Raw genomic sequence first — 24501 nt, forward strand, 5'->3', positions numbered from 1 at the left:
TATAAAAAGAACCATATTAACTTTAAACTAATATGGTTCTTTTTTGATACTAGAATAAGTTGACTAGTAATATATTATCTTAAACGATGATTGGAATCACTACTGATAAACATTTCATTTTTCTCTTCAGATATAATTTCAAGGAATCGTTCATAGTGTTTTAATACGTCAGAAATTAGCTCATTTTTAGTAAAGATGTGAACATCATAACCTTGTCTATAATCACCAAAATAAGCTTTTGGATAAAAGGTTTTATTATCGTTAATATCAGGTAAGTTTTCTTCTGATAATAAGTAATCAGAAACCATTTTAGACTCTGTTTTGACACCGTAAATAAAGTTATTTACCAAGTCGTGTTTAATCTCAATTTCTAGTCGATAAGGACCTTCATAAGTATTGATAACAGCATCAATATTATTTTTAGCAAATTCGGTTTCTAGCTCTTTAAAGGCTTCTTTGACTGTCGTATCAATAAATTTGTGTACAGATTCTTTATCGTCAAAGGATACAATTTGTTTTAATCGCTCTTTCCATGAATCTCCTGACCACGTAACCGTTGTAGTAGAAAAGTCAGTTTCATAATATTTTTTATCGATAACTAGTGCTTTGATCAAGCTTACGATAAATAATAGCATTATAATAGAGAATGGAAGAGCTGTAATTAAGGTCATGCTTTGTAATGCACCTAATCCACCTGCGTTTAACAATAACAAAGCTAATACAGCTAGTAATACTCCCCATCCAATAGTTTGCCATTTAGGGGATATTCTAGCATTCTTGGTTGATATACTGTTCATTACAAACATTCCTGAGTCTGCAGAAGTAACAAAAAATATGATGATAATTGATATAGTTAAGAAGCTAGTAATTGAACTTAGAGGTAAGTACGCTAAAAACTCAAACATTAACGCATCTGGGTTGTTAGCAATAGTACTCAATGCACCATCAGCTACATTCATATCAAACCAAATGGCACTATTCCCGAATACAGACATCCAAATAAAGTTGAATAGTGTCGGTAGTAATAATACTGCAGCAATATATTCACGAATAGTACGTCCTTTAGAGATTTTAGCAATAAATAATCCAACATATGGAGACCATGAGATCCACCATGCCCAGTATAAGATAGTCCAGTCATAAAACCAGGGTTGTGTTTTATCATTAAAGGAGTGTGTACTAAAAGTCATGGTAAAGAAGTTTGATATATAATTACCAATACCTTCTGTAAAGCTTCCAATTAAATAAACGGTAGGACCTAAAGCGAGTACGAAAACAAGCAATACGACTACAGCAATGATATTGATACTACTTAGTAGTTTTACACCTTTGTCTAATCCACTAACAGCAGAGATAATAGATAGAGATACTAATACAGCTACAATAAGTACTTGATAGATAAAGCTGTTTTCAGGTAAAATATTTAAGGTTTGAAGTCCAGAGTTAATCTGTACAACACCAAAACCTAATGTTGTTGTAATACCAAAGAAGGTACTACACAAGGCAAATACGTCAATCATATTTCCCCATTTACCTTTTATTTTATCTTTTAAAAGAGGATAAAAACAACTTCTTAGAGATAGCGGTAAACGATATCTATAAGCAAAATAAGATAGTGCTAGACCAACAATAGCATAAATAGCCCATGCGTGTATTCCCCAGTGAAAGAAGGTGTACATCTGTGCATCTTGTGCGCGTTGTAGTGCGGTATTGTTACTGAAAACTTCATTTGAATAGTGTTGGATCGGCTCAGCAACACTGAAGTACATTAGCCCAATCCCCATACCAGCAGCGAATAACATTGATATCCATGAAAAGAAGGAATAATCGGGTTTACTATTATTTCTTCCTAAGCGAATATTACCGTATTTACTGGCCATTAAATAAATCAAGAAGATAATAAATATAGTTACAGACCATACATATATCCAATTGAGGTTAACAAAGATGAATGTTTTGATTACGTTTAATAGCTCATTAGTTATCTGTGGAAAAATTGCAGCAAGTAAACTGACTCCAATAATAAAAATTAAACTTGGTAGAATAACACCTTTACTCAAGGTTGTACGTATTCTAGGAAATTTAGACATAATTTTTGTTTTTATGTATTAAAAATATAGTTTTATTGTTTTTGTTTCGAATATACATAATATTTAGTATTTTTTGTGGTTTTATCCTGTGTTTTTCGTTGTTGAGAATTAAAAAGAAGATGTTTTTGGAGTTTTTATTTCTAGTAAACTTTCATTTTTTTAAAGGTTAAAAATTGTAGTTTTGTCTTCTATAAAGCCTCAGAAGCATATGTTTTTTTGTCGCTTTATTTTGCTATTTTAGTTAAAAAGAATGCGGCAAATAATAAGAAATTAATACAAAATTGTTTTGAATTTATCTAATCGTGATAGTAGAGTAACTTTAATTTTTCAATTAGTAATCTTTTTTATTTTCACAAAGGGTATTGCACAGCAACCAGTGAGAGTTACTATTGACTCATTATCGAAAGTGTATTCCCAGAATGTATATTCCAAACCACTTGAAGCTAGAAAAGCCGCATTTGCTTGGTTAGCTTTAAGTGAAAAGCATAACTTAGAGAAGGAAAAAGCTCGTGCTTATTATTCTTTAGGAAATTTGAATTCTATTAATGGAGATTATAAGAAGTCTATAGAATATGCATTGAAGACTATTGAATCCTTAGAGAAATTAAAAATGGAGCAAGGTTTACCTGCTGCTTATAATCTATTAGCACTTAGTTATAAGAATTTATCGTTATACTCCAAGGCAATGGAGAGCTTTATGATATGTATTGAAAAAGCTAGAGCTGTAGACGATGTACTTCAAGAGGCAAATGCGTATCAGAATGTTGCTACACTATATATACAAAAGGATGAATATGATAAGGCTATAGAGAGCTTGAAAAGAGCGAATGATTTGTATAAATCTATTGAGGATACCGATGGGGTATTGACTACATTGTTTAACTACGCAAATATTTTGAAAGAGCAGCGTAAGTTTGATCAAGCTAAGGAGCATTATATGACTGTATTAAAGTTTCGTCAAGAGGAAGGAAATAAAACAGTTGAGGCCTATGTTAAAATTAACCTTGCTCAACTATTAGTAGAACAGCATAAGTTTAAAGAGGCTATACCTCACTTGGAGAATACTTATAAGCTTCTTGAAGAGTTAAATTATGTCACTGATATGGCTATCGTATTGAATGATTTAGGAGTGTGTGAGAGTAAAGTAGGGAATACAAAGAAAGCAATTAAGTATTTTGAGAGAGCATTGAGTATTACTGAAGAACGTTCTATATTAGCCTATAATACTAACTTTTTTTTGAATTTAGGTTCCCTATATGCAGATCAAAAACAATATGAAAAAGCATATAATTATTTATATCGAAGTATAATCGATAATACAAAATTTAATAGTATTGAGAAAGAGAAGCATTTAGCAGATCTGCAACAACAATATGAAACAGAATTAAAGGAAACTAAAATAGAGTTGCTGGAGAAGGAGCAAGAATTAAAAGAAGTAGAGCTTAGAGAAGTAGAGCAAGCTGTCATTCGTCAGAAACAACTTCGTAATACTTTTATCATTGGTTTTATTTTGGTGTCAATTCTCTTTATTATTGTGATGTATTTTTATCTACAACGTTTGAAAGTACAAAGACAATTACAGGTGGAGGTTGAGAAAAATGCGAATCACAAGATTAATGAGATGGTTAAAGATCATAAAATTTCTATGATCGAGCGCTATCAGAAAGGACAAGAGGAAGAAAGAGCTCGATTAGCACGAGAATTACACGATGGAATAGGAAGTGATTTAGCAGGAATTAAGATTGCTTTTGAACATCATTTCTCTCAGCAAGATACGGGAGAACAAACTAAGCGTTTGCAAGAAGCAATTAACAATGCGTGTAAGGATCTGCGTTTGCTATCGCATCAATTGCATCCACTGGCTTTCTCTTCAATTGGATTTAGTAGTTTTTTGAAAGAATACGTCGATACTGTAAGTCAGAAAAATAATTTGACAATTAAAGCTTATTTTTTTCCAGAGACAGAAATTAATAAGTTGACAGATGATGTATTGGCTGGTGCATATCGCATCGTTCAAGAGTTGGTCAATAATATCGTTAAGCATGCTAAGGCTTCAAGTGCTGAGGTACAATTGACCAAACACGATGACCACCTCAATATTCTTATTCATGATAATGGCGTTGGGTTTGCCAATGTTAAGAAACAAGGGATAGGACTGCGCAATATAAGAGAGCGTTTAGAAAAACTCAAAGGAAGTATAGAAATAGATAGTAATGTTAAATATGGGACTTCCATAACAATTAATATACCTTTAAATAAATAAGTAATGAGTAGAGTAAATATAATCATAGCAGATGATCATTTGATGTTCTTAGAGGGGTTAAACACTATATTACTTGATATGGAGGAAGTAAAACAAGTGCATTTAGCAACAGAAGGAACACAAGTATTACGTTTATTAGAGCAATTTGACATACAACTAGTCATTACCGATTTGAATATGCCCAAGATGGATGGAGTAGAGTTATTAACTAGGGTAAAGAGTAATCAATCAGATGTCAAGGTTCTAATTTTGAGTATGCTTGATAATCCTCGCGTTGTTCATAAGGTAATCCAAAAAGGAGCAGATGGTTTTGTACCTAAATTTACAAATAAGCAGGAGTTACAAGTTGCTGTAAGGGAATTAATCAATGACAAGCAATATTTCTCAGAAGTTATTAAACAGCGCTATATGGAAAGTGTATTTGATAAAAAGAAGTATCAAGATATTGAATTGACTCAACGGGAGAAAGAAGTTCTAGCACTTTTATCAGAAGAAATGACTTCTAAAGAAATTTCTGAGAAACTGTTTATATCAGTTAATACGGTGGAGACACATCGCAAGAATATCTTGTTGAAAACAGGGTCTAAGACAACTACAGGAGCGGTAAAGTTTGCTATTGAATCAGGACTATTTGATTAGTGAATAATTAAAAGGTATACTTTATTGCTAATAGCGGTTTAATCTCTTCTAAAATAGAAATAAATGAATTTGGTTCAGTAATCGGTACGATTTCTCGATGAGTGACTACTTTGTTGGTAAGACTAATCGTTTCTAATAAAGCAGCTGTTACAGGAGTCTTGTGATAGTTGTTTTTTTCTTGTTCTACTTCTTTTGTATCGATTAACAGATGCACCCACACACCTTTAGTGAAACAAGCTGTATCTACATATAATAAAGAAAAATCATGGGAACTGTAGAGGTGGTCTAATCCCGCTAAATAATCCATACGCTTCGGCAGCAATTTTTCTTGTAAAGTTTTGAAATAATTAGTTTCTTGTTTTAGTAAGCATTCTTTGACCTGCCATGAGTCCTCTATGCTATGTATAACAATCATAAAAATATCCTCATTATAGGTTGGAAGATGGATAGTAATTGTGAAAATACTATTGATTTTTAGTGCGTCCTTTTGTTGATTTAGTAAGTATAAGAGTTTTTTAGTTTTCGTTTTCAGCTCATTGGGATTTGGGTTAAAAAGATATGTCATGGTTAATGAATCATAACTAATGTCAATACGACAATCTAAATCAATCATTTTTAGTTTTATATCTTCTTTGGTATAGTAGTCAGCTAAGGCATCTTGGTATTGTTCTTTTACTGGTTTAGCATAGGAAACACCTTGTTCAATTCTGTTTTCATTTTTTAAAATCTTGGCGTCAAAGAATAAAACCCATCTTACTTGTGCTAATTGATGATCGTAGATAATAACCGAAAACATATTGGGATTCATATTAGAGGCATTAAAAAAGCGTCTAATTTCAACTGCTTTTAATTGCCCCTTGAATTCATGTTCAAGATATTCTTGTATTAAACGATTTGCTTTTTTCTTTCTCATACCTCCCATAATGAGAGATAGATTATTTACAGCTAGTGTTAGTGATAGAAAACAAAACCCAATTATTAAAAGTGTTTTTAGCATTTTTTGTAAAGTTTGAATACAAGGTAAGATACTTTTGGAAATTTTCATATCACGGAATTCCGTGATAAGCGCAATTACCGAATTTAGGTCTATGAAACCAATAGCAAAGATAAGACCTTTGAAATGTTAATAATAGTAATAATATAAATCATGGGATTACAAGAAAAAAGAGCTTATACAGCTATAGAGGAGCAATATGTAACTGAATATCAAAAAGAATTGAACGCAATTGTAGGTAAAGAATTACCTATTCAAATTAATTGGGATACTTTTGAATTAGAACATATTAAGTTTGTACCAAGTGTATGTTTACAACGCTTAATGGATGCAATGAAAGAAGTTTGTAAAGACAATTTTGGAAAAGAAGCAGTACAAGAGTCAATTGATAAGATTGAAGTAAACTGTATTGTAAACGAAGGAGCTGAAGAAAATAAAAAATTAGACCTTACAGGAAAAACTTTTACTTTGACAGCTTGTTGGGGAGGACATCATAGTGGTTTCTTTACTGATTTAGTGATTAGAGAGTATTTAGAAAGCAAGTTATAAGAATATAAGGATTCTTTGTATAAAATTTTTAGTCTGACTTTTAATTTTTGATTTAGTTAATATCAATAGTCGTAAAAAAGGGAAAGCCCAAAAAGACTTTCTCCTTTTAAAGACAACTAGTAAATAAGGAGAACTAGTTTAATGCTGTAAATCTCTAATATTGAATAAAATTATTTTTATCTAATTTAGAATTACAGTAGTAAAAATAAAGATTGAGATTTCTCATATTCAAAATAGTAAAATTAATAGATTAATAGTATCAATTACTGTTTTTTATTGAAATAGTTTTGTGAATCAAAAAAATACGCTAAAATGAAATTTAAAATTATGTTTTTGTTAAGTTTATGCTATACCATTTTATTAGCAAGTTGTGGTAATAAGAGTATAATTCAGGATGTAGTGCCTAAACATGATACTTTTAAACTAGAATCAAATCAATTAAAAGAAGAAAGAACTATTAATGTATGGACACCAAAAAATTATGAGAGTACTCAGGATTCTTTGCCTGTAATCTATATGGCTGATGGAGGAATAGAAGAGGATTTTTCTCATATCGCTACTACCATAGAAGAGCTTATAAATGAGCAAAAAATTCCTGCTGTAATCTTAGTAGGAATTGAAAATACACAAAGAAGAAGAGATTTGACAGGATTTACAACTGTTGCAAAAGATAAAGAAATTGCACCCGAGGTAGGAGGTTCTAATCAGTTTAGAGCCTTTATTAAAGAAGAGTTATTTAAGGAAATCGATAAAAGATATAGAACCAAAGAAGAAAAAACGATATTAGGAGAATCTGCTTCAGGTTTGTTTGTGATGGAAACCTTTTTTGTTGAACCCGCCATGTTTGCAAACTATATCGCCTTTGACCCTTCATTATGGTGGAATAATCATTATTTAGTTAGAACCGCAAAAGCTAGTTTAGATCAAAATAGTGCGGTAAAAAGAAAGCTTTGGTTTGCAGGATCGAATGCTGCTGATATTTCTCCCTATACAAATAAGTTAGCTACTATTTTAGCAGAAAATGAAAATAAAAATTTAGTGTGGCACTATGTAGATGAGCCAAATGAAGGACATACAACTATATTTAGAGCAACTAAAAAACAAGCCCTAATTTGGATATTAAATAATTAAAATAGCAGTAGTTTAGCATTTTATAATAAGATATGGATAGAGGTATTAAGAAAAAGACATTTTTAAATTTTGTTGGACTTTTAAGAAGTTTTTTAATCAAGTGTTTTATTGGAATTGTTTTATGTAGTAGCATAGCGTTTTTATATACTAACTTTATTTTTGAGCAAATATTATTTGCTCCTAAGAACCCTAATTTTCCTATTTATATTTGGCATCGTTCTTTGATAGATTTTTTTAATTTGAGTTCATCATTGTATATGGAAGGGATTGATTTTGATATTCAAAATCGAAAAATGGATGGTCAGTTAATGATTATGATTTGGACTAGTTTTACCTTTGGACTAATAGCTTCATTTCCTTGGATTTTGTATCAAATTTGGAAACTTGTACACCCTAAATTATATAATAGTAAGACAAGATACAGTATTGTATTTGTAACAATCACAAGTCTTTTATTTTTTATAGGTGTCTTGTTTGGATATTTTATTATAGTTCCTTTATCTATTCATTTTTTTATGAATATAGAGATTAGTAGTATTGTTGCCAATCAAATCGATCTTACCTCATATATTTCTCTTGTTAGAACCACCATACTAGCATCAGGTATTGTGTTTGTTTTGCCAGTTGTCATTCTAGTATTATACAAGATGGGAATTTTATCAACAGATACACTCAAAGGTTACCGCAGATATGCTTATGTTTTGATTTTAGTTGCATCAGCAATTATTACACCTCCAGATGTATTGAGTCAAGTTATTTTGGTTATACCATTAGTTTTATTGTATGAAGTGAGTATTTTCTTTTCAAAGTTTATGAAGTCTAATCACATTACAGAATAATATATTATCGTATTTGCTATAAATAATAATTAAATTTGCATAGTTTAAATATTCATCGTAATATTGCGATATATAATTAAGTGTAAAACAATGGGAGTAACAAAATCAGAATTATTTAGTGATAAAAAGAATAGGTTATCGCTTATGTTTAAGGTTTTAGGGCATCCAGCAAGACTTGCCATTCTTCAGTATATTATCAATCAAGATGCTTGTATTTGCAATGATTTGGTAGAAGAACTTGGATTGGCTCAAGCGACTATTTCACAACACTTAAAAGAGCTTAAGAATAGTGGACTTATAAAAGGAACAATTGATGGTAAATCCGTTTGTTATTGTATTGACGACGTAGTTTGGAATGAATTCTTCAAGGAGTTTGAATTCTTCTTCGCTCAAAATATACAATCAAAGGATTGCTGTTAATATTTTTTAATTAAACCAATCGTAATATTGCGATATTAAAGTAATTTAAAACAGTTAAAATATGAAATTATCAGAAGTAAAAGCGGTTTTAGCAAATTTAGATCGAGTAGATTTTCAATTTGAAGATGGAACGTTTGTAGCAGAACACTTCCATGTAACAGAAGTAGGTCAAGTAACAAAAAAGTTTATTGACTGTGGAGGGACAATAAGAGAAGAGGTTAAGGTAAGCTTCCAATTGTGGAATGCAGATGATTATCAGCACCGTTTAAAAGCAGGTAAATTATTAAATATTATCAGGTTGTCAGAAACAAAATTAGGTATTGTTGATGCGGAGATTGAAGTAGAAGTTCAAGGTAAAGAAACAATAGGAAAGTATTTCTTAGCATTTAATGGAACTCACTTTCTTTTAAAAAATACGTTGACTGCTTGTTTGGCTGAAGATGCTTGTGGAATTACACCAAGTAATCAGGTAACCCAAACTAATTGTTGTGATCCTAACTCTGGATGTTGTTAATCTTAAAAAAGTAAAAGATGTATAAAACATTATCAACTACAATTTGCACTATGCTTGAATCACAAGTGATAAGTGATAGTAGAAAAGAAGTTTTGGCTCCCTTGGTGACTTATATTCAATCTAAGGTTGGTTCAAAATCTCCAATTCGAATCAATTTTATATGTACACATAATTCAAGAAGAAGTCATTTAGCTCAGATTTGGATGCAAGTAGCAGCAAGTTATTATGCAATTCCCAAAGTTAGTTGTTATTCTGGCGGAACTGAGCAAACAGCGATGTATCCAATGGTTGCTACCGTTCTGAAAGAACAAGGATTTAACGTATTTAAAATTGCAGAAGGAGAGAATCCTATTTATGCGATAAAGTATGGCGATAATGAAGTTCCTATTATTGGTTTTTCTAAGAAGTACGATGCAGTTTTTAATCCAAGTAGCGATTTTGCAGCTGTAATGACTTGTTCACAGGCTGATGGAGGTTGTCCTTTTATAGCAGGTGCTGAGCGAAGAATACCTATTACATTCGAGGATCCAAAAGAGTTTGATGGAACAGAGAACCAACAAGAAGGATATTTTAATCGAAGCCTTGAAATTGCAAGTGAAATGTTTTACATCGTGTCACAAATTAAAAAATAAGTCATGCAAGTTAGAATGAAATTTTTAGATCGATACTTAACCCTTTGGATTTTCTTGGCAATGGGGATTGGTGTTCTCTTAGGAAATGTATTTCCAAGTGTTTCTAATGTGATGGATAAACTATCTATTGGGACGACCAATATTCCGTTGGCCATAGGGCTAATCATCATGATGTACCCGCCACTGGCTAAGGTTGATTATAATCTATTACCACTGGCTTTTAAGGATAAGAAAGTCTTAAGCTTATCTCTTTTCTTAAACTGGATTGTAGGACCTGTTTTAATGTTTGTTCTTGCTATTATTTTCATGCGTGATGAACCTGACTATATGGTAGGATTAATCCTTATTGGTTTAGCAAGATGTATTGCAATGGTGATTGTATGGAATGATTTAGCAAAGGGTAATAGAGAATATGCAGCCTTACTGATTGCATTAAATAGTGTTTTTCAAGTACTGTTTTATAGCTTTTTTGTTTGGCTTTTTATCAATGTATTACCTTCTTATTTTGGGTTTGCCGATTATGCTATTTCAATTAAGATGAGCGATGTTGTACAAAGTGTGCTTATTTATTTAGGAATTCCATTTTTGGCAGGTTTTTTAAGTCATAAGTACCTAATTAAACTAAAAGGAGAAGATTGGTTTAAGCGTAAGTTTATCCCTTTTATATCACCCTTTACTTTATATGCTTTACTGTTTACCATTGTGCTTATGTTTAGCTTAAAAGGAGAACAAATTGTTCAGTTACCTATGCAGGTAGTTAAGGTTGCTATTCCACTTGTTATCTATTTTGTATTGATGTTCTTTGTTAGTTTCTTTTTAAACAAGTCAATGAATGTGGATTATGATAAAAATGCTGCTATTTCTTTTACTGCCTCAGGTAATAATTTTGAATTAGCGATTGCTGTTGCAATTGCTGTATTTGGGATACATTCTCCTCAAGCTTTTGTAGGAGTTATCGGACCTTTAGTTGAAGTTCCTGTACTGATTCTACTTGTACGAGTAAGTTTATGGATGAAAAAGAAGTATTATTCAAAGTAAAATATAGCCTTTATGGAAAGTTTTGTAAATGATAATAAAGTTGATCAAAATGAGTATGATTTAATCCTTATTGGTGGGGGTCAAAGTGCTTTGGCTTGTGGGTTTTATTTAAGAAGAACACAAATAAAGTATTTGATTTTAGACCAGCAAGCTCAACCAGGAGGAGCTTGGATTCACGGATGGGATTCATTGTCTTTGTTTTCTCCTGCTGAGTTTAGCTCTTTACCAGGCTTTATGTTTCCTAAATCAGAAAACTATTACCCTGTTCGAGACGAGGTTATTTCCTACATGGATGATTATCAGTCTAAATATGAACTCCCTGTAAAAAGATCTGTTCAGGTTATAGCAGTTTTAAAACAGGAGGGAGGATTTACTTTAAAAACTTCGATTGGCGATTTTAAAGCAAAAACAGTAATATCTGCTACAGGAACATGGGCGAGTCCTTTTGTTCCTGTCTTTAAAGGTTTAAATCAGTTTAGAAATGAACAATTACATTCTGCCTATTATAAAAATGCTTTAGATTTTATAGGAAAAAAAGTATTGGTGATTGGTGGAGGTAATTCTGGAGCTCAAATATTAGCAGAAGTTTCAAAGTATACGGCTGTTACTTGGTCAACAATAGGAGTACCAGCTTTTTTGCCTGACGATGTGGATGGTAGAGTTCTTTTCGATGTGGCAACGCAAAAATATAATGAGCAAAAGGCGGGCAATGATCAGGTACAAGCAAAATATAATGTAAGAAGTATTGTTATGGTTCCCCCTGTTGTGGATGCTAGAGCTAGAGGTGTTTTAAATAGCAAAGGAGAGATTGAACGTTTTACAGAAACTAGTGTTGTCTGGAAAAGTGGAGAAGAAGAAAATTTTGATGTTGTTATTTGGTGCACAGGATTTAAACCTGCATTAAAACATTTAGAACCTTTGGGGATACTTCAACCAGATGGCAGAGTGAATACCAATGGTAACAGCAAAGTTGAAGGAATTAATGGTTTGTGGCTTGTAGGGTATGGTGATTGGACTGGTTTTGCTTCTGCAACATTGATTGGAGTTGGTAGGTCTGCTAGGAGTACAGTGGAAGAAGTTGTAGATTTTTTAAAGTTGTAAGAACAACTTTAGATAAATTGTTCGTATATTTACGAACAGATTAATTTGATAAAGGATAAGGGTATGTTGAAAAGAGACTTAACAGAAAAACAAGTAGAGATAGCAAGAATAACGAAGGCTTTATCTCATCCTATACGAGTAGCTATTTTAGAGATGCTTGCTTCTCAGGAATGTTGTTTTCATGGAGATATGTCAGAGGTATTACCTGTAGCAAAAAGTACATTGTCTCAACATTTAAAAGAATTAAGAGAGGCTGGCTTGATTCAAGGAACGATTAATTTACCTACAGTAAAGTATTGTATTAATAAAGAGAATTGGCAAATTGCTAAGCAACTATTAAATGAGTTTTTTGAAGATATTAAAAAGCCTTCTGAGTGCTCATAAAAAAATTTGCCTTCAATGTTCGTAGTTTTACGAATTACGAACATTAACATTTAGTGAAACTAAAGATTTAAATAACATCAAAATTATTACTTATGAAAACAACTTTTTTAAGCCTTATCTGTATGTCGGCTTTAGTTACTAGTTCATGTTCAGACAAGAAAAACACACAAGAACAAGATGCGTTAGTCGAGTCGAGTATAGAAGCATTAGATCAAGAACAGACTATACAAGAAAAATCGGATAATACAATGGTTTATGTTTATTATTTCCATGGAAAACAACGTTGTAAAACTTGTTTAGCAGTTGGAGACTTAACGAAGAAAACTGTAGAAGGAGCTTTTGCTAGTAATGAGTTAGTGAAGTTTATTGAAGTAGATACAAGTGAAAAGCAGTATAGTGATTTAGTAGAGAAATATGAGGTGACTTGGAATGCACTTATTATTGCAAAGGGCGATGATTCAATTAATCTAACAGAAGATGCTTTTGCAACAGCACTAACAACACCAAAGGTATTAGAAGAGCTTATAGTTGAACAAGTTAATAAAAAACTTTAATGTTAGATGGAATTACTACAACAATTAGTAGACAGTTCTGATATTCCAATAGTAACTGCGTTTTTGTTGGGACTGATGACAGCTATTAGTCCTTGTCCTTTGGCGACTAATATCACAGCCACAGCTTATTTAAGTAAAGATATTACAGTTAAGCGTAAAGTATTATTTAATGGACTGTTTTACACCTTAGGTCGTGCATTTACTTATACTGTATTAGGTGTTATTTTCTATTTTGGAGCAAGTAAGTTTCAAATAGCAAAACTATTGCAAAATGTAAGTGGTGTTTATTTGGGGATTGGATTAATCCTTATCGGTATTTTAATGCTTGATATTATTAAATTAAATATACCAGGAGTAGGATCACTAAGTCAGAAGGTAAATCAAAAGAACTTTAAGAAGAATTACTTCAATGCTTTTTTACTTGGTGTTTTATTTGCTTTAGCGTTTTGTCCTTACAGTGGAGTATTGTTTTTTGGAGTGATGATTCCTTTAATTATGGCGAGTGCTTCAGGATTATTATTAGCACCAGTTTTTGCTTTAGCAACGGGGTTACCTGTAATCATCATAGCTTTTTTACTTGCTTACAGTATATCTAATGTAGGGCATTTTTACAATAAGATGAAGAGTTTTGAAATATGGTTCAGACGTATTATATCTGCTGTTTTTATTGTTGTAGGTGTTTATTATATATATGTGAATTTATAAAAAAATAGATATGGAAATAATAGTTTTAGGTACAGGTTGTGCCAAGTGTAAGGTAACTTTAGAAACCGTAGAATCTGTAGTAAAAGAAGTAGGTTCTGATATCAAAGTTACAAAGCAGGATGATATTATAGAGATTGTAAAATATAACATTATGTCTTTACCTGCTTTGGTTATTAATGGAGAAGTTACTGTTAAGGGGTATGTTCCATCAAAAGAAGAAGTAAAAGAATTAATTAAAAAACATCAGATATGAAAAATGAAGTAAAGATTTACGATCCAGCTTTATGTTGTCCAACAGGGCTTTGTGGGGTTAATATTGATCCTGAATTAATGCGTATTGCTGTTGTAATAGAAAGCTTAAAGAAAAAAGGCATTTTAATTGAGCGATTTAATTTACGTGACAATCCTCAAGTTTATGTAGATACTAAAGTAGTTAATGACTTTATCCAAAAAGAGTCTATCGATAATTTTCCTATTACTACCTTAAATGGAGTAATTGTTCTTACCAAATCATATCCAAGTAATAAGCAAATTTCAGAATGGCTTGAAGTGTCAGAATCTGATTTGATTGTTACAAAATAATCTAACCCAATTTTCAATTTCAGTTTAGTTCGGCATACCTAATTGTATGTCGAACAGGAATTGTATTGAATAAAAAAATAGTAGTTATGAGTAATTTTAAACTATATAATCCCTCTAATGAAGGATTTACAAAATATATTTTCTTTACAGGTAAAGGAGGAGTAGGAAAAACATCAATAGCATGTGCTACTTCCTTAAACTTGGCAGACAGTGGGAAAAATATATTACTTATTAGTACAGACCCTGCATCAAATTTGCAGGATGTATTTGATATACCTTTGAGCAATAAAGTGACTAAGTTAAAAGATATTCCCACTCTTTCTATTTTGAATTTAAACCCAGAGCAAGCAGCTTTAGAATATAAAGAATCCATAATAGGACCTTATCGAGGAAAGTTACCAGAGGCTGTTTTATTTAATATGGAAGAGCAACTATCAGGATCATGTACAGTGGAGATTGCTGCTTTCAATGAATTTGCAGATGTAATTACAAATAAAGAGAAACACGATTTATATGACCATATTGTGTTTGATACAGCACCAACTGGACATACACTTAGAATGTTACAACTACCAGCAGCATGGAATACCTTTATTGATGAAAATACAACAGGTGTTTCTTGTCTTGGGCAATTGTCGGGATTAGGTGATCGTAAAGTAGTATATGAGCAGGCAGTGAAAACATTGAGTGATAAAAATAATACAACTTTATTTTTGGTAAGTCGTCCAGATGAAACACCATTAAAAGAAGTTGAGCGTTCATATAAGGAGTTACTTGATTTAGATATACAATCTCAGCGTTTAATTATCAATGGAGTGCTAGAGAATTTTGATCAGAATGATTCTATTTCAAGTAAGTTGTATAAACGCCAGCAAAATGCTTTAGAAAATAGAACTAAAAAGCTTCTTGATATTCCAACCTATTATGTTCCATTAAGATCGTATAATATGACTGGAATTGATAATATTAGAAATATGCTTATTTCTAATACAAGTGCAATTTTGACTGAAAATAGCTTAGACAAAAACGAGTTACAAGATATTGATGTATTGATAGAAGACCTTTTTATATCTAAGAAAAAAGTGGTTTTCACGATGGGTAAAGGAGGTGTAGGGAAAACAACAATAGCTGCTCGAATCGCTAGAGGACTGGTTAAAAAAGGAGTTAAGGTTCACCTAAGTACAACAGATCCAGCCAATCACTTAGAGTATGTAAATACAAAGGTAGAAGGGCTTACTGTTAGTCATATTGATGAGAAGAAGGTGTTAGAAGCCTATAAGGAGAAAGTTTTAGCTAAGGCAAGACTAACTATGGGAAACAGTGATTTAAGTTATATTGAGGAAGATTTACGCTCTCCTTGTACACAGGAAATAGCTGTTTTTAACGCTTTTGCTGAGATTGTAGCTATAGCAGATCATGAAGTAATTGTTATCGATACAGCACCAACAGGTCATACTTTATTGTTATTAGATTCAACTCAAAGTTATCACAAAGAAGTAGAGCGTACACAAGGAGATATTAGCGAGGCTGTTCAGAATTTATTACCACGTTTAAGAAATGAACAAGAAACAGAAGTAGTTATTGTTACGTTACCAGAAACAACACCTGTATTTGAAGCACAACGCTTACAAGAAGATCTTGCAAGAGCAGGTATACACAATAAATGGTGGGTAATAAACTCAAGTTTATATCTCACAGATACAACAAGTACTTTTTTAAAAGATAAAGCAAAAACGGAAGTACAATGGATTAATAAAGTCAATGAACTTTCTAAAGGTAATTTTGTTGTAATACCTTGGATGGAAAAGGTTGAATAAAGAAGTACTTTTTAAAAACATCACACTGAATTAGAATGATATACTAATTTAAGTGTGATGCTTTTGTTGGTCTCAGATTATAATTAAAACTATACGTTAAAGTAAATTTAGTTTCCAAAACCTTTTGGGATTTATAGCCTTGTGTAACAGAAAATAAAACTCAATAAGGAAAGTTTAGTTATATTCTTTTAAATTTAACTATTTGGCTTGTATTTGTTTTTTATACATGAGATATAGTATGCTCTAGTAAAATATTAGGAATTGTATTGCTTATAATCGGTATCGAGGATACTTATATCAACAACTCCTTGTGCATTTTTGATTAATCTTCTACAGGATAAACTTAAATGTTTTAAATGAACTTGTTTATTAGCTTTAGCATATTTTTCAGTAAGTTTATTAATTGTTTCTATTGCAGACATATCTGTAATTCGACTTTCCTTGAAATCAATAATAATCTGATCAGGATCATTCTCTATATCAAATTTTTCAAGAAATATTGTAGTTGAACCAAAAAATAAAGGTCCATATATTTCATAATGTTTTATTCCATTTTTATCGATATATTTTCTAGCTCTTATTCGTTTAGCGCTTTCCCACGCAAAAACAAGAGCAGAAACAATAACTCCTATTAATACAGCTAATGCTAAATTATGCAATATAACTGTTATACTCGCTACTAGGATAATAACAAAGATATCGTGGCGAGGCATTTTATTTATTATTTTAAAACTAGCCCATTCAAAAGTTCCAATGGCTACCATCATCATTACTCCAACTAATGCAGCCATAGGTATTTGCTCAATTACAGGACCTGCAACTAAAATTATTAATAGTATAGAACATGCTCCTACAAGAGCAGAGAGTCTTGTTCTTCCCCCAGCACCTATATTTACTAGGGATTGTGCAACCATAGCACAACCTCCCATACCACCAAAAAATCCATTCGTAATATTAGCAATACCTTGGGCAGTTGCTTCTCTATTTGAATGTCCTCTTGTATTCGTAATTTCATCAACCATATTAAGTGTAAGTAAACTCTCAATAAGCCCAACTCCTGCCATAACAATAGAGTAAGGGAATATGATTTTTAAAGTTTCAAAGGTAAAGGGAATATTTGGAATATGGAAAGTAGGTAAGGAACCTCCTACAGAGGCAATATCAATTACTTTTTTAGTATCAATATTAAAAAAGTAAACAAGTGCAAAAACAACAATAATAGCTGCAAGAGAAGATGGTATTACTTTTGTTACTTTAGGAAGTAAAATTACTATTGTAATTGTAAGTAAAGTTAATCCAATCATAAGATATAAGGCTGAACCTTCTAACCAATTTTCAACTCCATTTGTAGTAATTTTAAATTGAACAATTTGTGACATAAAAATGATAATTGCTAATCCATTTAAAAATCCATACATTACAGAGGAAGGAATTAACCGAATGTATTTACCGAGTTTTAATACTCCCACAAGTAGTTGTAAAAGTCCTGCTAATACAACAGCAGCAAAGAGGTATTCTGTTCCATAACTAGCTGCAAGAGCAATAAGTACTACAACAGTTGCTCCAGCTCCTCCTGAGACCATACCAGGCCTTCCTCCTAATATTGCTGTTACAAGTCCCATTAAAAAAGCAGCATATAAACCTGTCAATGGTGATAGACCTGCTAGTATAGCAAAAGATAAGGATTCAGGTATCATAGTCATAGATACCGCTAAACCAGCCAATATCTCATTTTTGTAATTGATTGGTTGACTAAAATCAAATAAATTGATTAGTTGCTTCATAGAAAAAAATTAAATAAGTATGACGCTTTGTAATTTTAATTACAAGCAATAATAGATATGATATATGTACTTTTATAAGTATATATAAGATAAGTCCATGACAAAAGTGCCAAAGGAAATAATTGGATAAAAAAACTATTAGCCTAAGATCAAGGCGGAGTAATTTGAGAAGATATTTTTACTGTTTTTTTCATAAGTTACAAACTTATTGCTTTTTTATTGTATTCTGAAGACTTTTTTAATTTTTATTTGATAGTATGAAAATTCTCAAGATATTTCTGCATAGCATCGCGGCAGTGTCTAATGGATTTAAACAAATATTTTACAAACAAGTAACTGAATAATTTTTTTTAGTAGAAATCATCATCAATAGCTTAAGAGAAACTACTTTAATCAACAGTATTTGATGAAATAGATATACATTAAGCTATTTAATTATGTAAGTTTATGATTATAAGATTTTTAATAAAGTTATTTATTATTTTGATTAGTAGAGTATATACCCCAACAAAGCTCCTACTAAAACAATAAAAGCACTATTTACTTTTTTAAATTTAAAAACGAGTATACCACTAAGTAGGGTAATAACAAGGGTTTGCCAATTCAGCAACACATCTCGTGTCATCGTTATACAAACAGCGATAATCAAGGCGACAGAGGCAACATTCACCGCATCTAAAAAGACAGATAATCCTTTTGAGTTGCGAAGTTTTTTCATCAATGGATTTAGTAAGGCTACTAGAATAAAGGATGGTAAAAAAATTGCAATAGTTGAAAGAATTGCTCCGGATAAACCATTAATTTGAAAACCAATAAAAGTAACGGAAGAGAAAACAGGTCCAGGAGTGAATTGACCTACAGCAATAGCATCCATCAGTTGTTCCCTTGTTAGCAATCCTTTTTGTACTAGTTCTGTATCTAAAAAGGCAAATAGAACATAACCACTACCATAAAGTATAGCACCTATTTTTAGAAAAATCCAAAATAACTGTCGATTGGTTGTAGTGAAAAACGTACTTTGTATGCTAAGTATGAGAGGTAATGCAATCAAGCTTTGTAAGGTACTTCGCTTTGTAGTATTAATATAAAAAACTACATAAGCTAAAAATCCAGCTCCAAACATTAAAATGATCTCATTAGTCCCAAATAAAGAAGCTACTAAGACAATAAGTCCTATAAAGGCTAAGAATAAGGATTTAATTGATTTTCTGGCTAGTGGAAATACAGCTCCAAGGATAATAGCAATAATGGCAGGTTTAATTCCATAGATAAATGGTTGAACTTGTGGTAATTCTCCATAATTTTTATAAAAATAAGCCAATACACCCGTTAGAAAAACAGCGGGAAGAATAAAACATAGCCCGGCAATTATAAGACCTTTCCAACCTGCTTTGTCATAGCCAATGTGAATGGCCATTTCTGTACTGTTAGGACCAGGAATTAAATTAGTAGCACCAAGCAGATCTAAAAAGTGTTGTTCATCCATCCATTTTCTTTTTACAACTACTTCCTCTCTCATCATCGCAATATGAGCTGCAGGGCCTCCAAAACCAATAATCCCTAATTTTGTAAAGACTTTGGCTATTTCTTTTAAGCTTACTTTTTTTGGCATATTGCTTCTTAATTTTAGTTTTTACTGCAATAGATGTGTTCAAAGTTATTGCGTTATCTGAACAAGTGTAAAGCTAATGATAATTCAATATTCAAAGGTTACCTAAATGTAAATTAAAAGGTGCTTAACCCTAAAGCTAAGCACCTTTTTCACTATTCTTAATCTTGCTGTACATCCAAAATATTATCAAATAGATTTTATCCTGTAATTTACCAAACTGTTGTAATTAAATACCTAACAGTAGGATACAAAATTTCCTATTGTTAGGTATTTAGTTGTTGCTTTTATGCATTATTTTACAACTGTAGCTTCAAGTTCTACTGTTAGATTTTCAAATAATCCTTTTACCTCAAGTACTGTTGTTGCTTGTTCGATTTTATGCTTAACAAGCCACACTTGTAAAATAGGAAAGTGTTGCATAAGCTCAGTGGTAGAAGTAGTATAGATATTTAATCTAACAATGCCTTCAAGGGAGTAATTTGCTGTTTTAATTACCTTTTCTAAGTTTTTAATAGAGAGTAGAAGCTGAGTTTTCATATCAGCATTACTTGAAACTCCATTAGTGTCAATGGCTACTTGACCAGAGCAGTATAATGTACTTTGAGCATTTTTTACTTCTATTGCTTGAGCGTAGTTGCGCTGAGATTGCCATTGCCAAGGATTAATAGCTATTTTTATCATCTTGCATTCTTATTTTAAGTTATAGCGCAAATTTGCAACTAAACACTTAAATCAGCAGTTGAGCTATATCACAAATAAAAAGTGAGGTAGATCACTTTAAATCTAATCGGCTTAGTGTTTCTCTAGAAACTCCAAGATAAGCAGCTAATAGAGATTTTAGAACGCGCTGCATAATACCAGGAAAGCGTTCTTGGAGTTCAAAGAACCGCTCTGTAGTATTGTTTTTCATCATGGATAAAATACGCTGCTGCCCTGCAATAAATCCCTTGTGCGCTTTATCTAAAAAGAATTCATTTATTACAGGAAGTTCTTTTCTTAGTTTATTATATCCATCTAAATCTAAAGCATAGACAAGCGTATCTTCAATACATTCTAAACTCATGCTTGCTAGAGATTGGCTGTAGAATGCTTTTAGATCCGTTTCCCACCAACCTTCCATTGCAAAGTCTACAATATGCTCTTTAGCATTATTGTCAGTAAAAACAAGTTTTAATAGACCTGTATCAATAAAGAACAGATAGGGGACAGGTTCTCCTTCTTGAATTAAAAATTGATGTTTCTTATATTTTTTAAACACAAAATAAGACAAGATAAAATCAAACTCCTTGTCTGTAAGGGAAATTACTTGCTCTATTTGTGTCCTAAGGAGATTATTCATTGTGATTTACTAAGTATTATAAGTTACAAAGGAAAGTATTAAAGATATTAATTTCAACTCTCTTTATCCATATACTCCTCTAATACTTCCTTTAATTTATCTAAATAACACGTTTTGGATTTAGCTCTTGTTTTCATTCTATGAAAAGCATGATGTATATCCAAGAGCTTTATACCAAATACCTGCTGAAACAACACCGCTATCTTCCGTATTTCCCCTTTCCCATTGTTAATTGACCCTGATAGATAAAGTGCGTAGATAAGTTCTATAAGAGCGTTTTGAGACTCTGACCATACTAAGTTAGATGAAGATATTGAATTGTTGCCAATATCATATTCTTGTATTTTCTCATGAAGATAATTCTGAAGTAAGTCATGAGCTATTATACGAGCTATTTTATAATCATAATAGGTGGAGAAAAGAGCATCTATTTCAAAGATAAAACTGTTTATACCGATGAGTAAATCTGTTTTACCAAGGGTAAAGTACTCGATGTCTTTATCTGTTCTATTTGCATTATAGTATTTATAAAATTCATTGTGAGCAAAATACTTCTTATACTCAAGGTTTAATTCTTCCAGATGTTTATGATAGTATTTATTCTTAACAACAATATCTATTGGGCAACTTGTTTCTATAGAATAGAGTTTGTTGTAAAAGATTAGTTTACCTAAGACTTGAGGCTTAATTACTTTAAAAAAATCAATTTCGTCTATTTGATTTTTGAACCCCACTTGAAGTATTTCTTGTTTTAGATTTATAAGTAGTAATCTTAAAAATTGAATCATTTCATAAGCCTTTGAAATAGAAGTTGAGTCAAGTAAGTTTAGTTCAATTTCCTTTGATTCAATTGTTTTGAATACACTTGTGTAAAGAGCATTTTGTGTCATAATTATTGAGTTTTGATTGGTTAATTATTGACACGTTTAACCCTGCTTTTTTTCTGATTTTATTGCCCTATTAAAATAAAGCAATGCTACTTTTAAAATCAATACGTAAAAACACGGTAAATATGCGGAAAACACGTATTGTTTATTATTTGAAAATTATAAACATTTACATTATTAACTTTTAAATGTTTAGTTTTATGGAAATTAACAAAAATTCAGGCACGGTAATTAGCCTTGAAAAGGCAGTTGAGCTGACGTATTCATATCAAGAACAAAACAGTGAAAAACCGAATAGTTATTTTGTTGGACTTGATAAGTTAGATGAGTTATTAGAGCAAAAAGGATGTGTAGGATTACGTGTTTATCCTGGTCTAAATGTGAAAACAAATCAAAGTAATGTTGTTTTAGTTGGAGTTGATGAAAGTGGAGAAGATTTAACTAGTGGAATCATGCTTGATGAATTAGTGACTTGTCCGCATTTATGTCCAAAGAAAAGTCAATTAGTTAGAAAAATAGAGTGATATACAGCCTGATATTATATATAGCCTTAATTGCAGGAGGGATTCCAATGCTACTTTTTCTTGTTATGAGAAAGGATATTGTATGTAATAAAGCCATTATACCAATTATAACATTAATTGCATTTTCGTCTATCTATGAATATGTTGTAATTATTCAACTTCAGATGAAAGTGACGCATTGGTATCAGATACACTCCTTGTTTGAATTCCTGGCTGTATTTTATCTCTTTAAGAATTTAATTACGCAGAGACCTAGGTGGTTTTTTATAATTGGCTTAGGTCTTTTTCTAGTAGTTTACATTTTATCATTTATCTATTTAAATAATGAAATGATTCTAGTGTCGAAGAGTTTAAATAAATCCTATATGACTTTATTTGTTATTAGTTGTAGCTTTCTTTGGGTGAAGCAAGTATTTGATCAAAAGCTAATTATGCGATTATATCAAGAAAGTACTTTTTTTATTGTTATGGGACTTTTCTTCTATTATAGTACAACAATTTCTTTGTTCGTATTATCTAATTATTTGTATAAGAGTGAATTGTTTTTTTACGATTATTGGCTTGTCAATATTATTGCCAGTTTAATTTTAAGAATTTTATTATCTATAGGCGTATGGAAAATGAATTAAAAATACTTTTTTGGCTGGGAACCTTTATTATGATCTCACTTTGTATGATGGTGGTAATTTTAGTTATCATCTATCAGAAGAATTTAAATAAATACCGCAATGAACAGCTTGCCGAACAGCTCCGAACAAATTTATTAGTAGAGCATAAGGAAAGAGCTAGAATTGCTAAAGAATTACACGATGGACTTTGTGGTGATTTAGCTACTTTGAAAAACTTTGTTAGTGTTCTTAAATTAATAAAAGATAAGGATTTGGTTGCTACAACTATTATAGATATTCAAGAAAGTGTTTCTCAATGTTATGACGAGGTATTGAGAATTAGTTATAATCTATCACCACCACTTATCAAGGATAATCCAATTAACTTAATCCTAAGTAGTTATTTAGTTAGAATATCTAGAGTTACTTCTATAGATATAACTTTTACCTCGGATAATCAGACGTTTAATCTTAGTGAACTTGAGCGATTAGAGATTTATCGAATCGTGCAAGAGTTGATACAGAATATTATAAAACACAGTCAGGCTACTTATGCAGAGGTTTCTTTGAAATGGCATCCGCAGCACATGATATTATCAATCAAAGACGATGGAATAAAATATGATTTTAATGCTGATTTAAAAAGACAAGATGTAGGTTTAGGACTAAGTAATATTAAGACAAGGATACAGCAAATAAAGGCTGAGTTTATTAATCAATCTAATGATTGTAATAATAGTATTCAATTAAAAATAAAAAGGCAAGATGATAATTAAAATAGGTATAATAGACGATCATAAGCTTTTTAGAAAAAGCTTTTCTTTTCTTCTTTCTCAAGTAGAGGGCATAGAAGTAGTTTTTCAATGCGCCAATGGCATTGAATTATTTGAATCCCTGAAGTCTAAAAAGGTAGATATTTTATTTTTAGATATTCAGATGCCTGTTATGGATGGTTTCCAAATTGCGCATCGATTAAATGAAAAATATCCTGATTTAAGAGTTCTTATACTTAGTAGCTTTAATGATTCCTATAGTATTGAAAGGATGCTTAGGTATAATATATCAGGGTATTTAACTAAGAATATTGAGATTGCTCAGTTAGAAAAAGCGATACATTCTGTTTTTAACGGAGGTGTATATTATGATAAACAAATCAGAGAACTAGTAAAACATTTACAGACTCAACAGCAGACCAAAGATGTTACTATCACAGATAAAGAAGTAGAGATTATTAGACTATTTGCCAATCAATACAGTGGTAGAGAGATTGCAAAAAAGTTAAACGTTAGTATTCGTACTATCGAAAAACATAAGGAAATACTCATGCAAAAGACAGGTGCAAGTAATTTCATTGGTGTAATCATCTTTGCCATCACTAGACACTATATTACTGAGGATGATTTGTTTTAGTAGTGTATCTACTATCAATACGTAAAAACACGTATTTTTTAAGTGTTTACCATGTAGTAGTTTGGCCATGTTTAATATCATTAAC

Annotated in this window: 27 protein-coding genes; 20 read left to right on the top strand and 7 right to left on the bottom strand. The window is 31.4% G+C overall.

The window, feature by feature from the left end:
• Positions 1 to 74 precede the first annotated feature (74 nt).
• Positions 75 to 2090, bottom strand: coding sequence for a BCCT family transporter (locus ACMHJ2_RS10500; RefSeq protein WP_006266540.1), 2016 nt, complete (start codon positions 2088 to 2090; stop codon positions 75 to 77).
• Positions 2091 to 2376: 286 nt separating this feature from the next.
• Here ACMHJ2_RS10500 and ACMHJ2_RS10505 point away from each other — a divergent pair, with 286 nt between their 5' ends.
• Positions 2377 to 4353: a tetratricopeptide repeat protein gene (locus ACMHJ2_RS10505; RefSeq protein ID WP_413512847.1), complete on the top strand. Its 1977-nt coding sequence runs from the start codon at positions 2377 to 2379 to the stop codon at positions 4351 to 4353.
• A gap of 3 nt (positions 4354 to 4356) precedes the next feature.
• Positions 4357 to 4992: a response regulator gene (locus ACMHJ2_RS10510; protein ID WP_006266543.1), complete on the top strand. Its 636-nt coding sequence runs from the start codon at positions 4357 to 4359 to the stop codon at positions 4990 to 4992.
• Positions 4993 to 4999: 7 nt separating this feature from the next.
• Here the strand turns inward: ACMHJ2_RS10510 and ACMHJ2_RS10515 are convergent, their stop codons facing one another.
• A complete protein-coding gene (locus tag ACMHJ2_RS10515) occupies positions 5000 to 5905 on the bottom strand; it encodes a hypothetical protein (RefSeq protein ID WP_413512848.1) in 906 nt (301 codons plus the stop codon).
• Between the two features lie 234 nt (positions 5906 to 6139).
• On the opposite strand from ACMHJ2_RS10515, the gene ACMHJ2_RS10520 reads away from it, so the two are divergent.
• The 14 genes from ACMHJ2_RS10520 to arsA all read left to right on the top strand — a co-directional run bounded on the left by ACMHJ2_RS10520 (position 6140) and on the right by arsA (position 16252).
• Positions 6140 to 6535 carry a hypothetical protein gene (locus ACMHJ2_RS10520; protein ID WP_286382801.1) on the top strand — a complete coding sequence of 132 codons (396 nt, stop codon included), beginning with the start codon at positions 6140 to 6142 and terminating at the stop codon, positions 6533 to 6535.
• Between the two features lie 312 nt (positions 6536 to 6847).
• Complete coding sequence (locus ACMHJ2_RS10525) at positions 6848 to 7666, top strand: alpha/beta hydrolase (protein WP_286382803.1); 819 nt, start codon at positions 6848 to 6850, stop codon at positions 7664 to 7666.
• Between the two features lie 32 nt (positions 7667 to 7698).
• Complete coding sequence (gene tatC, locus ACMHJ2_RS10530) at positions 7699 to 8505, top strand: twin-arginine translocase subunit TatC (RefSeq protein ID WP_286382805.1); 807 nt, start codon at positions 7699 to 7701, stop codon at positions 8503 to 8505.
• 90 nt (positions 8506 to 8595) lie between these two features.
• Positions 8596 to 8925, top strand: coding sequence for an ArsR/SmtB family transcription factor (locus tag ACMHJ2_RS10535; RefSeq protein WP_286382807.1), 330 nt, complete (start codon positions 8596 to 8598; stop codon positions 8923 to 8925).
• Positions 8926 to 8986: 61 nt separating this feature from the next.
• Positions 8987 to 9439, top strand: a complete 453-nt coding sequence (locus tag ACMHJ2_RS10540; protein ID WP_286382809.1) for a DUF6428 family protein — start codon at positions 8987 to 8989, stop codon at positions 9437 to 9439.
• Between the two features lie 17 nt (positions 9440 to 9456).
• Positions 9457 to 10071: a low molecular weight phosphatase family protein gene (locus ACMHJ2_RS10545; protein WP_286382811.1), complete on the top strand. Its 615-nt coding sequence runs from the start codon at positions 9457 to 9459 to the stop codon at positions 10069 to 10071.
• Between the two features lie 3 nt (positions 10072 to 10074).
• The gene (gene arsB, locus ACMHJ2_RS10550; RefSeq protein ID WP_286382812.1) at positions 10075 to 11109 is read left to right on the top strand and encodes an ACR3 family arsenite efflux transporter; all 1035 of its coding nucleotides are present in this window, start codon (positions 10075 to 10077) and stop codon (positions 11107 to 11109) included.
• A 12-nt stretch (positions 11110 to 11121) separates the two neighbouring features.
• Positions 11122 to 12210, top strand: coding sequence for an ArsO family NAD(P)H-dependent flavin-containing monooxygenase (locus ACMHJ2_RS10555; protein ID WP_058699354.1), 1089 nt, complete (start codon positions 11122 to 11124; stop codon positions 12208 to 12210).
• 63 nt (positions 12211 to 12273) lie between these two features.
• Entirely contained in the window at positions 12274 to 12594 is a 321-nt protein-coding gene (locus ACMHJ2_RS10560; protein ID WP_058699355.1) for an ArsR/SmtB family transcription factor, read from the top strand.
• Positions 12595 to 12686: 92 nt separating this feature from the next.
• The gene (locus ACMHJ2_RS10565) at positions 12687 to 13148 is read left to right on the top strand and encodes a nitrophenyl compound nitroreductase subunit ArsF family protein (RefSeq protein ID WP_286382814.1); all 462 of its coding nucleotides are present in this window, start codon (positions 12687 to 12689) and stop codon (positions 13146 to 13148) included.
• A 6-nt stretch (positions 13149 to 13154) separates the two neighbouring features.
• On the top strand, positions 13155 to 13853 hold the full coding sequence (locus tag ACMHJ2_RS10570; RefSeq protein WP_286382816.1) for an aromatic aminobenezylarsenical efflux permease ArsG family transporter: 699 nt from the start codon (positions 13155 to 13157) through the stop codon (positions 13851 to 13853).
• A 10-nt stretch (positions 13854 to 13863) separates the two neighbouring features.
• On the top strand, positions 13864 to 14106 hold the full coding sequence (locus tag ACMHJ2_RS10575; RefSeq protein WP_006266572.1) for a thioredoxin family protein: 243 nt from the start codon (positions 13864 to 13866) through the stop codon (positions 14104 to 14106).
• A complete protein-coding gene (gene arsD, locus ACMHJ2_RS10580) occupies positions 14103 to 14435 on the top strand; it encodes an arsenite efflux transporter metallochaperone ArsD (protein WP_006266573.1) in 333 nt (110 codons plus the stop codon). Before ACMHJ2_RS10575 ends, arsD begins: the two co-directional genes overlap by 4 nt.
• An 86-nt stretch (positions 14436 to 14521) precedes the next feature.
• Complete coding sequence (gene arsA / locus ACMHJ2_RS10585; RefSeq protein ID WP_058699359.1) at positions 14522 to 16252, top strand: arsenical pump-driving ATPase; 1731 nt, start codon at positions 14522 to 14524, stop codon at positions 16250 to 16252.
• A gap of 254 nt (positions 16253 to 16506) precedes the next feature.
• Here the strand turns inward: arsA and ACMHJ2_RS10590 are convergent, their stop codons facing one another.
• The 5 genes from ACMHJ2_RS10590 to ACMHJ2_RS10610 all read right to left on the bottom strand — a co-directional run bounded on the left by ACMHJ2_RS10590 (position 16507) and on the right by ACMHJ2_RS10610 (position 21877).
• Entirely contained in the window at positions 16507 to 18036 is a 1530-nt protein-coding gene (locus tag ACMHJ2_RS10590) for a SulP family inorganic anion transporter (RefSeq protein ID WP_006266575.1), read from the bottom strand.
• Between the two features lie 487 nt (positions 18037 to 18523).
• Positions 18524 to 19648: a chromate efflux transporter gene (gene chrA / locus ACMHJ2_RS10595; protein ID WP_286397249.1), complete on the bottom strand. Its 1125-nt coding sequence runs from the start codon at positions 19646 to 19648 to the stop codon at positions 18524 to 18526.
• Between the two features lie 291 nt (positions 19649 to 19939).
• Positions 19940 to 20329 carry a RidA family protein gene (locus tag ACMHJ2_RS10600; RefSeq protein WP_286382822.1) on the bottom strand — a complete coding sequence of 130 codons (390 nt, stop codon included), beginning with the start codon at positions 20327 to 20329 and terminating at the stop codon, positions 19940 to 19942.
• 91 nt (positions 20330 to 20420) lie between these two features.
• The gene (locus tag ACMHJ2_RS10605) at positions 20421 to 20987 is read right to left on the bottom strand and encodes a Crp/Fnr family transcriptional regulator (protein ID WP_286382824.1); all 567 of its coding nucleotides are present in this window, start codon (positions 20985 to 20987) and stop codon (positions 20421 to 20423) included.
• Positions 20988 to 21040: 53 nt separating this feature from the next.
• A complete protein-coding gene (locus tag ACMHJ2_RS10610) occupies positions 21041 to 21877 on the bottom strand; it encodes an RteC domain-containing protein (RefSeq protein ID WP_286382826.1) in 837 nt (278 codons plus the stop codon).
• Between the two features lie 197 nt (positions 21878 to 22074).
• On the opposite strand from ACMHJ2_RS10610, the gene ACMHJ2_RS10615 reads away from it, so the two are divergent.
• From ACMHJ2_RS10615 to ACMHJ2_RS10630, 4 genes are all read left to right on the top strand, one after another.
• Entirely contained in the window at positions 22075 to 22398 is a 324-nt protein-coding gene (locus ACMHJ2_RS10615) for a hypothetical protein (RefSeq protein WP_286382828.1), read from the top strand.
• A 365-nt stretch (positions 22399 to 22763) separates the two neighbouring features.
• The gene (locus ACMHJ2_RS10620; RefSeq protein WP_413512849.1) at positions 22764 to 23027 is read left to right on the top strand and encodes a hypothetical protein; all 264 of its coding nucleotides are present in this window, start codon (positions 22764 to 22766) and stop codon (positions 23025 to 23027) included.
• The gene (locus tag ACMHJ2_RS10625) at positions 23012 to 23782 is read left to right on the top strand and encodes a sensor histidine kinase (protein WP_413512850.1); all 771 of its coding nucleotides are present in this window, start codon (positions 23012 to 23014) and stop codon (positions 23780 to 23782) included. The genes ACMHJ2_RS10620 and ACMHJ2_RS10625 overlap by 16 nt, the downstream gene beginning before the upstream one ends.
• Positions 23772 to 24416 (top strand): response regulator transcription factor, encoded by a 645-nt coding sequence (locus ACMHJ2_RS10630; RefSeq protein ID WP_341276832.1) that lies wholly within the window; start codon positions 23772 to 23774, stop codon positions 24414 to 24416. The genes ACMHJ2_RS10625 and ACMHJ2_RS10630 overlap by 11 nt, the downstream gene beginning before the upstream one ends.
• Positions 24417 to 24501: the final 85 nt, after the last annotated feature.

Source organism: Myroides odoratus, from assembly GCF_965118575.1.
Classification (GTDB): Bacteria; Bacteroidota; Bacteroidia; order Flavobacteriales; family Flavobacteriaceae; genus Flavobacterium; species Flavobacterium odoratum_B.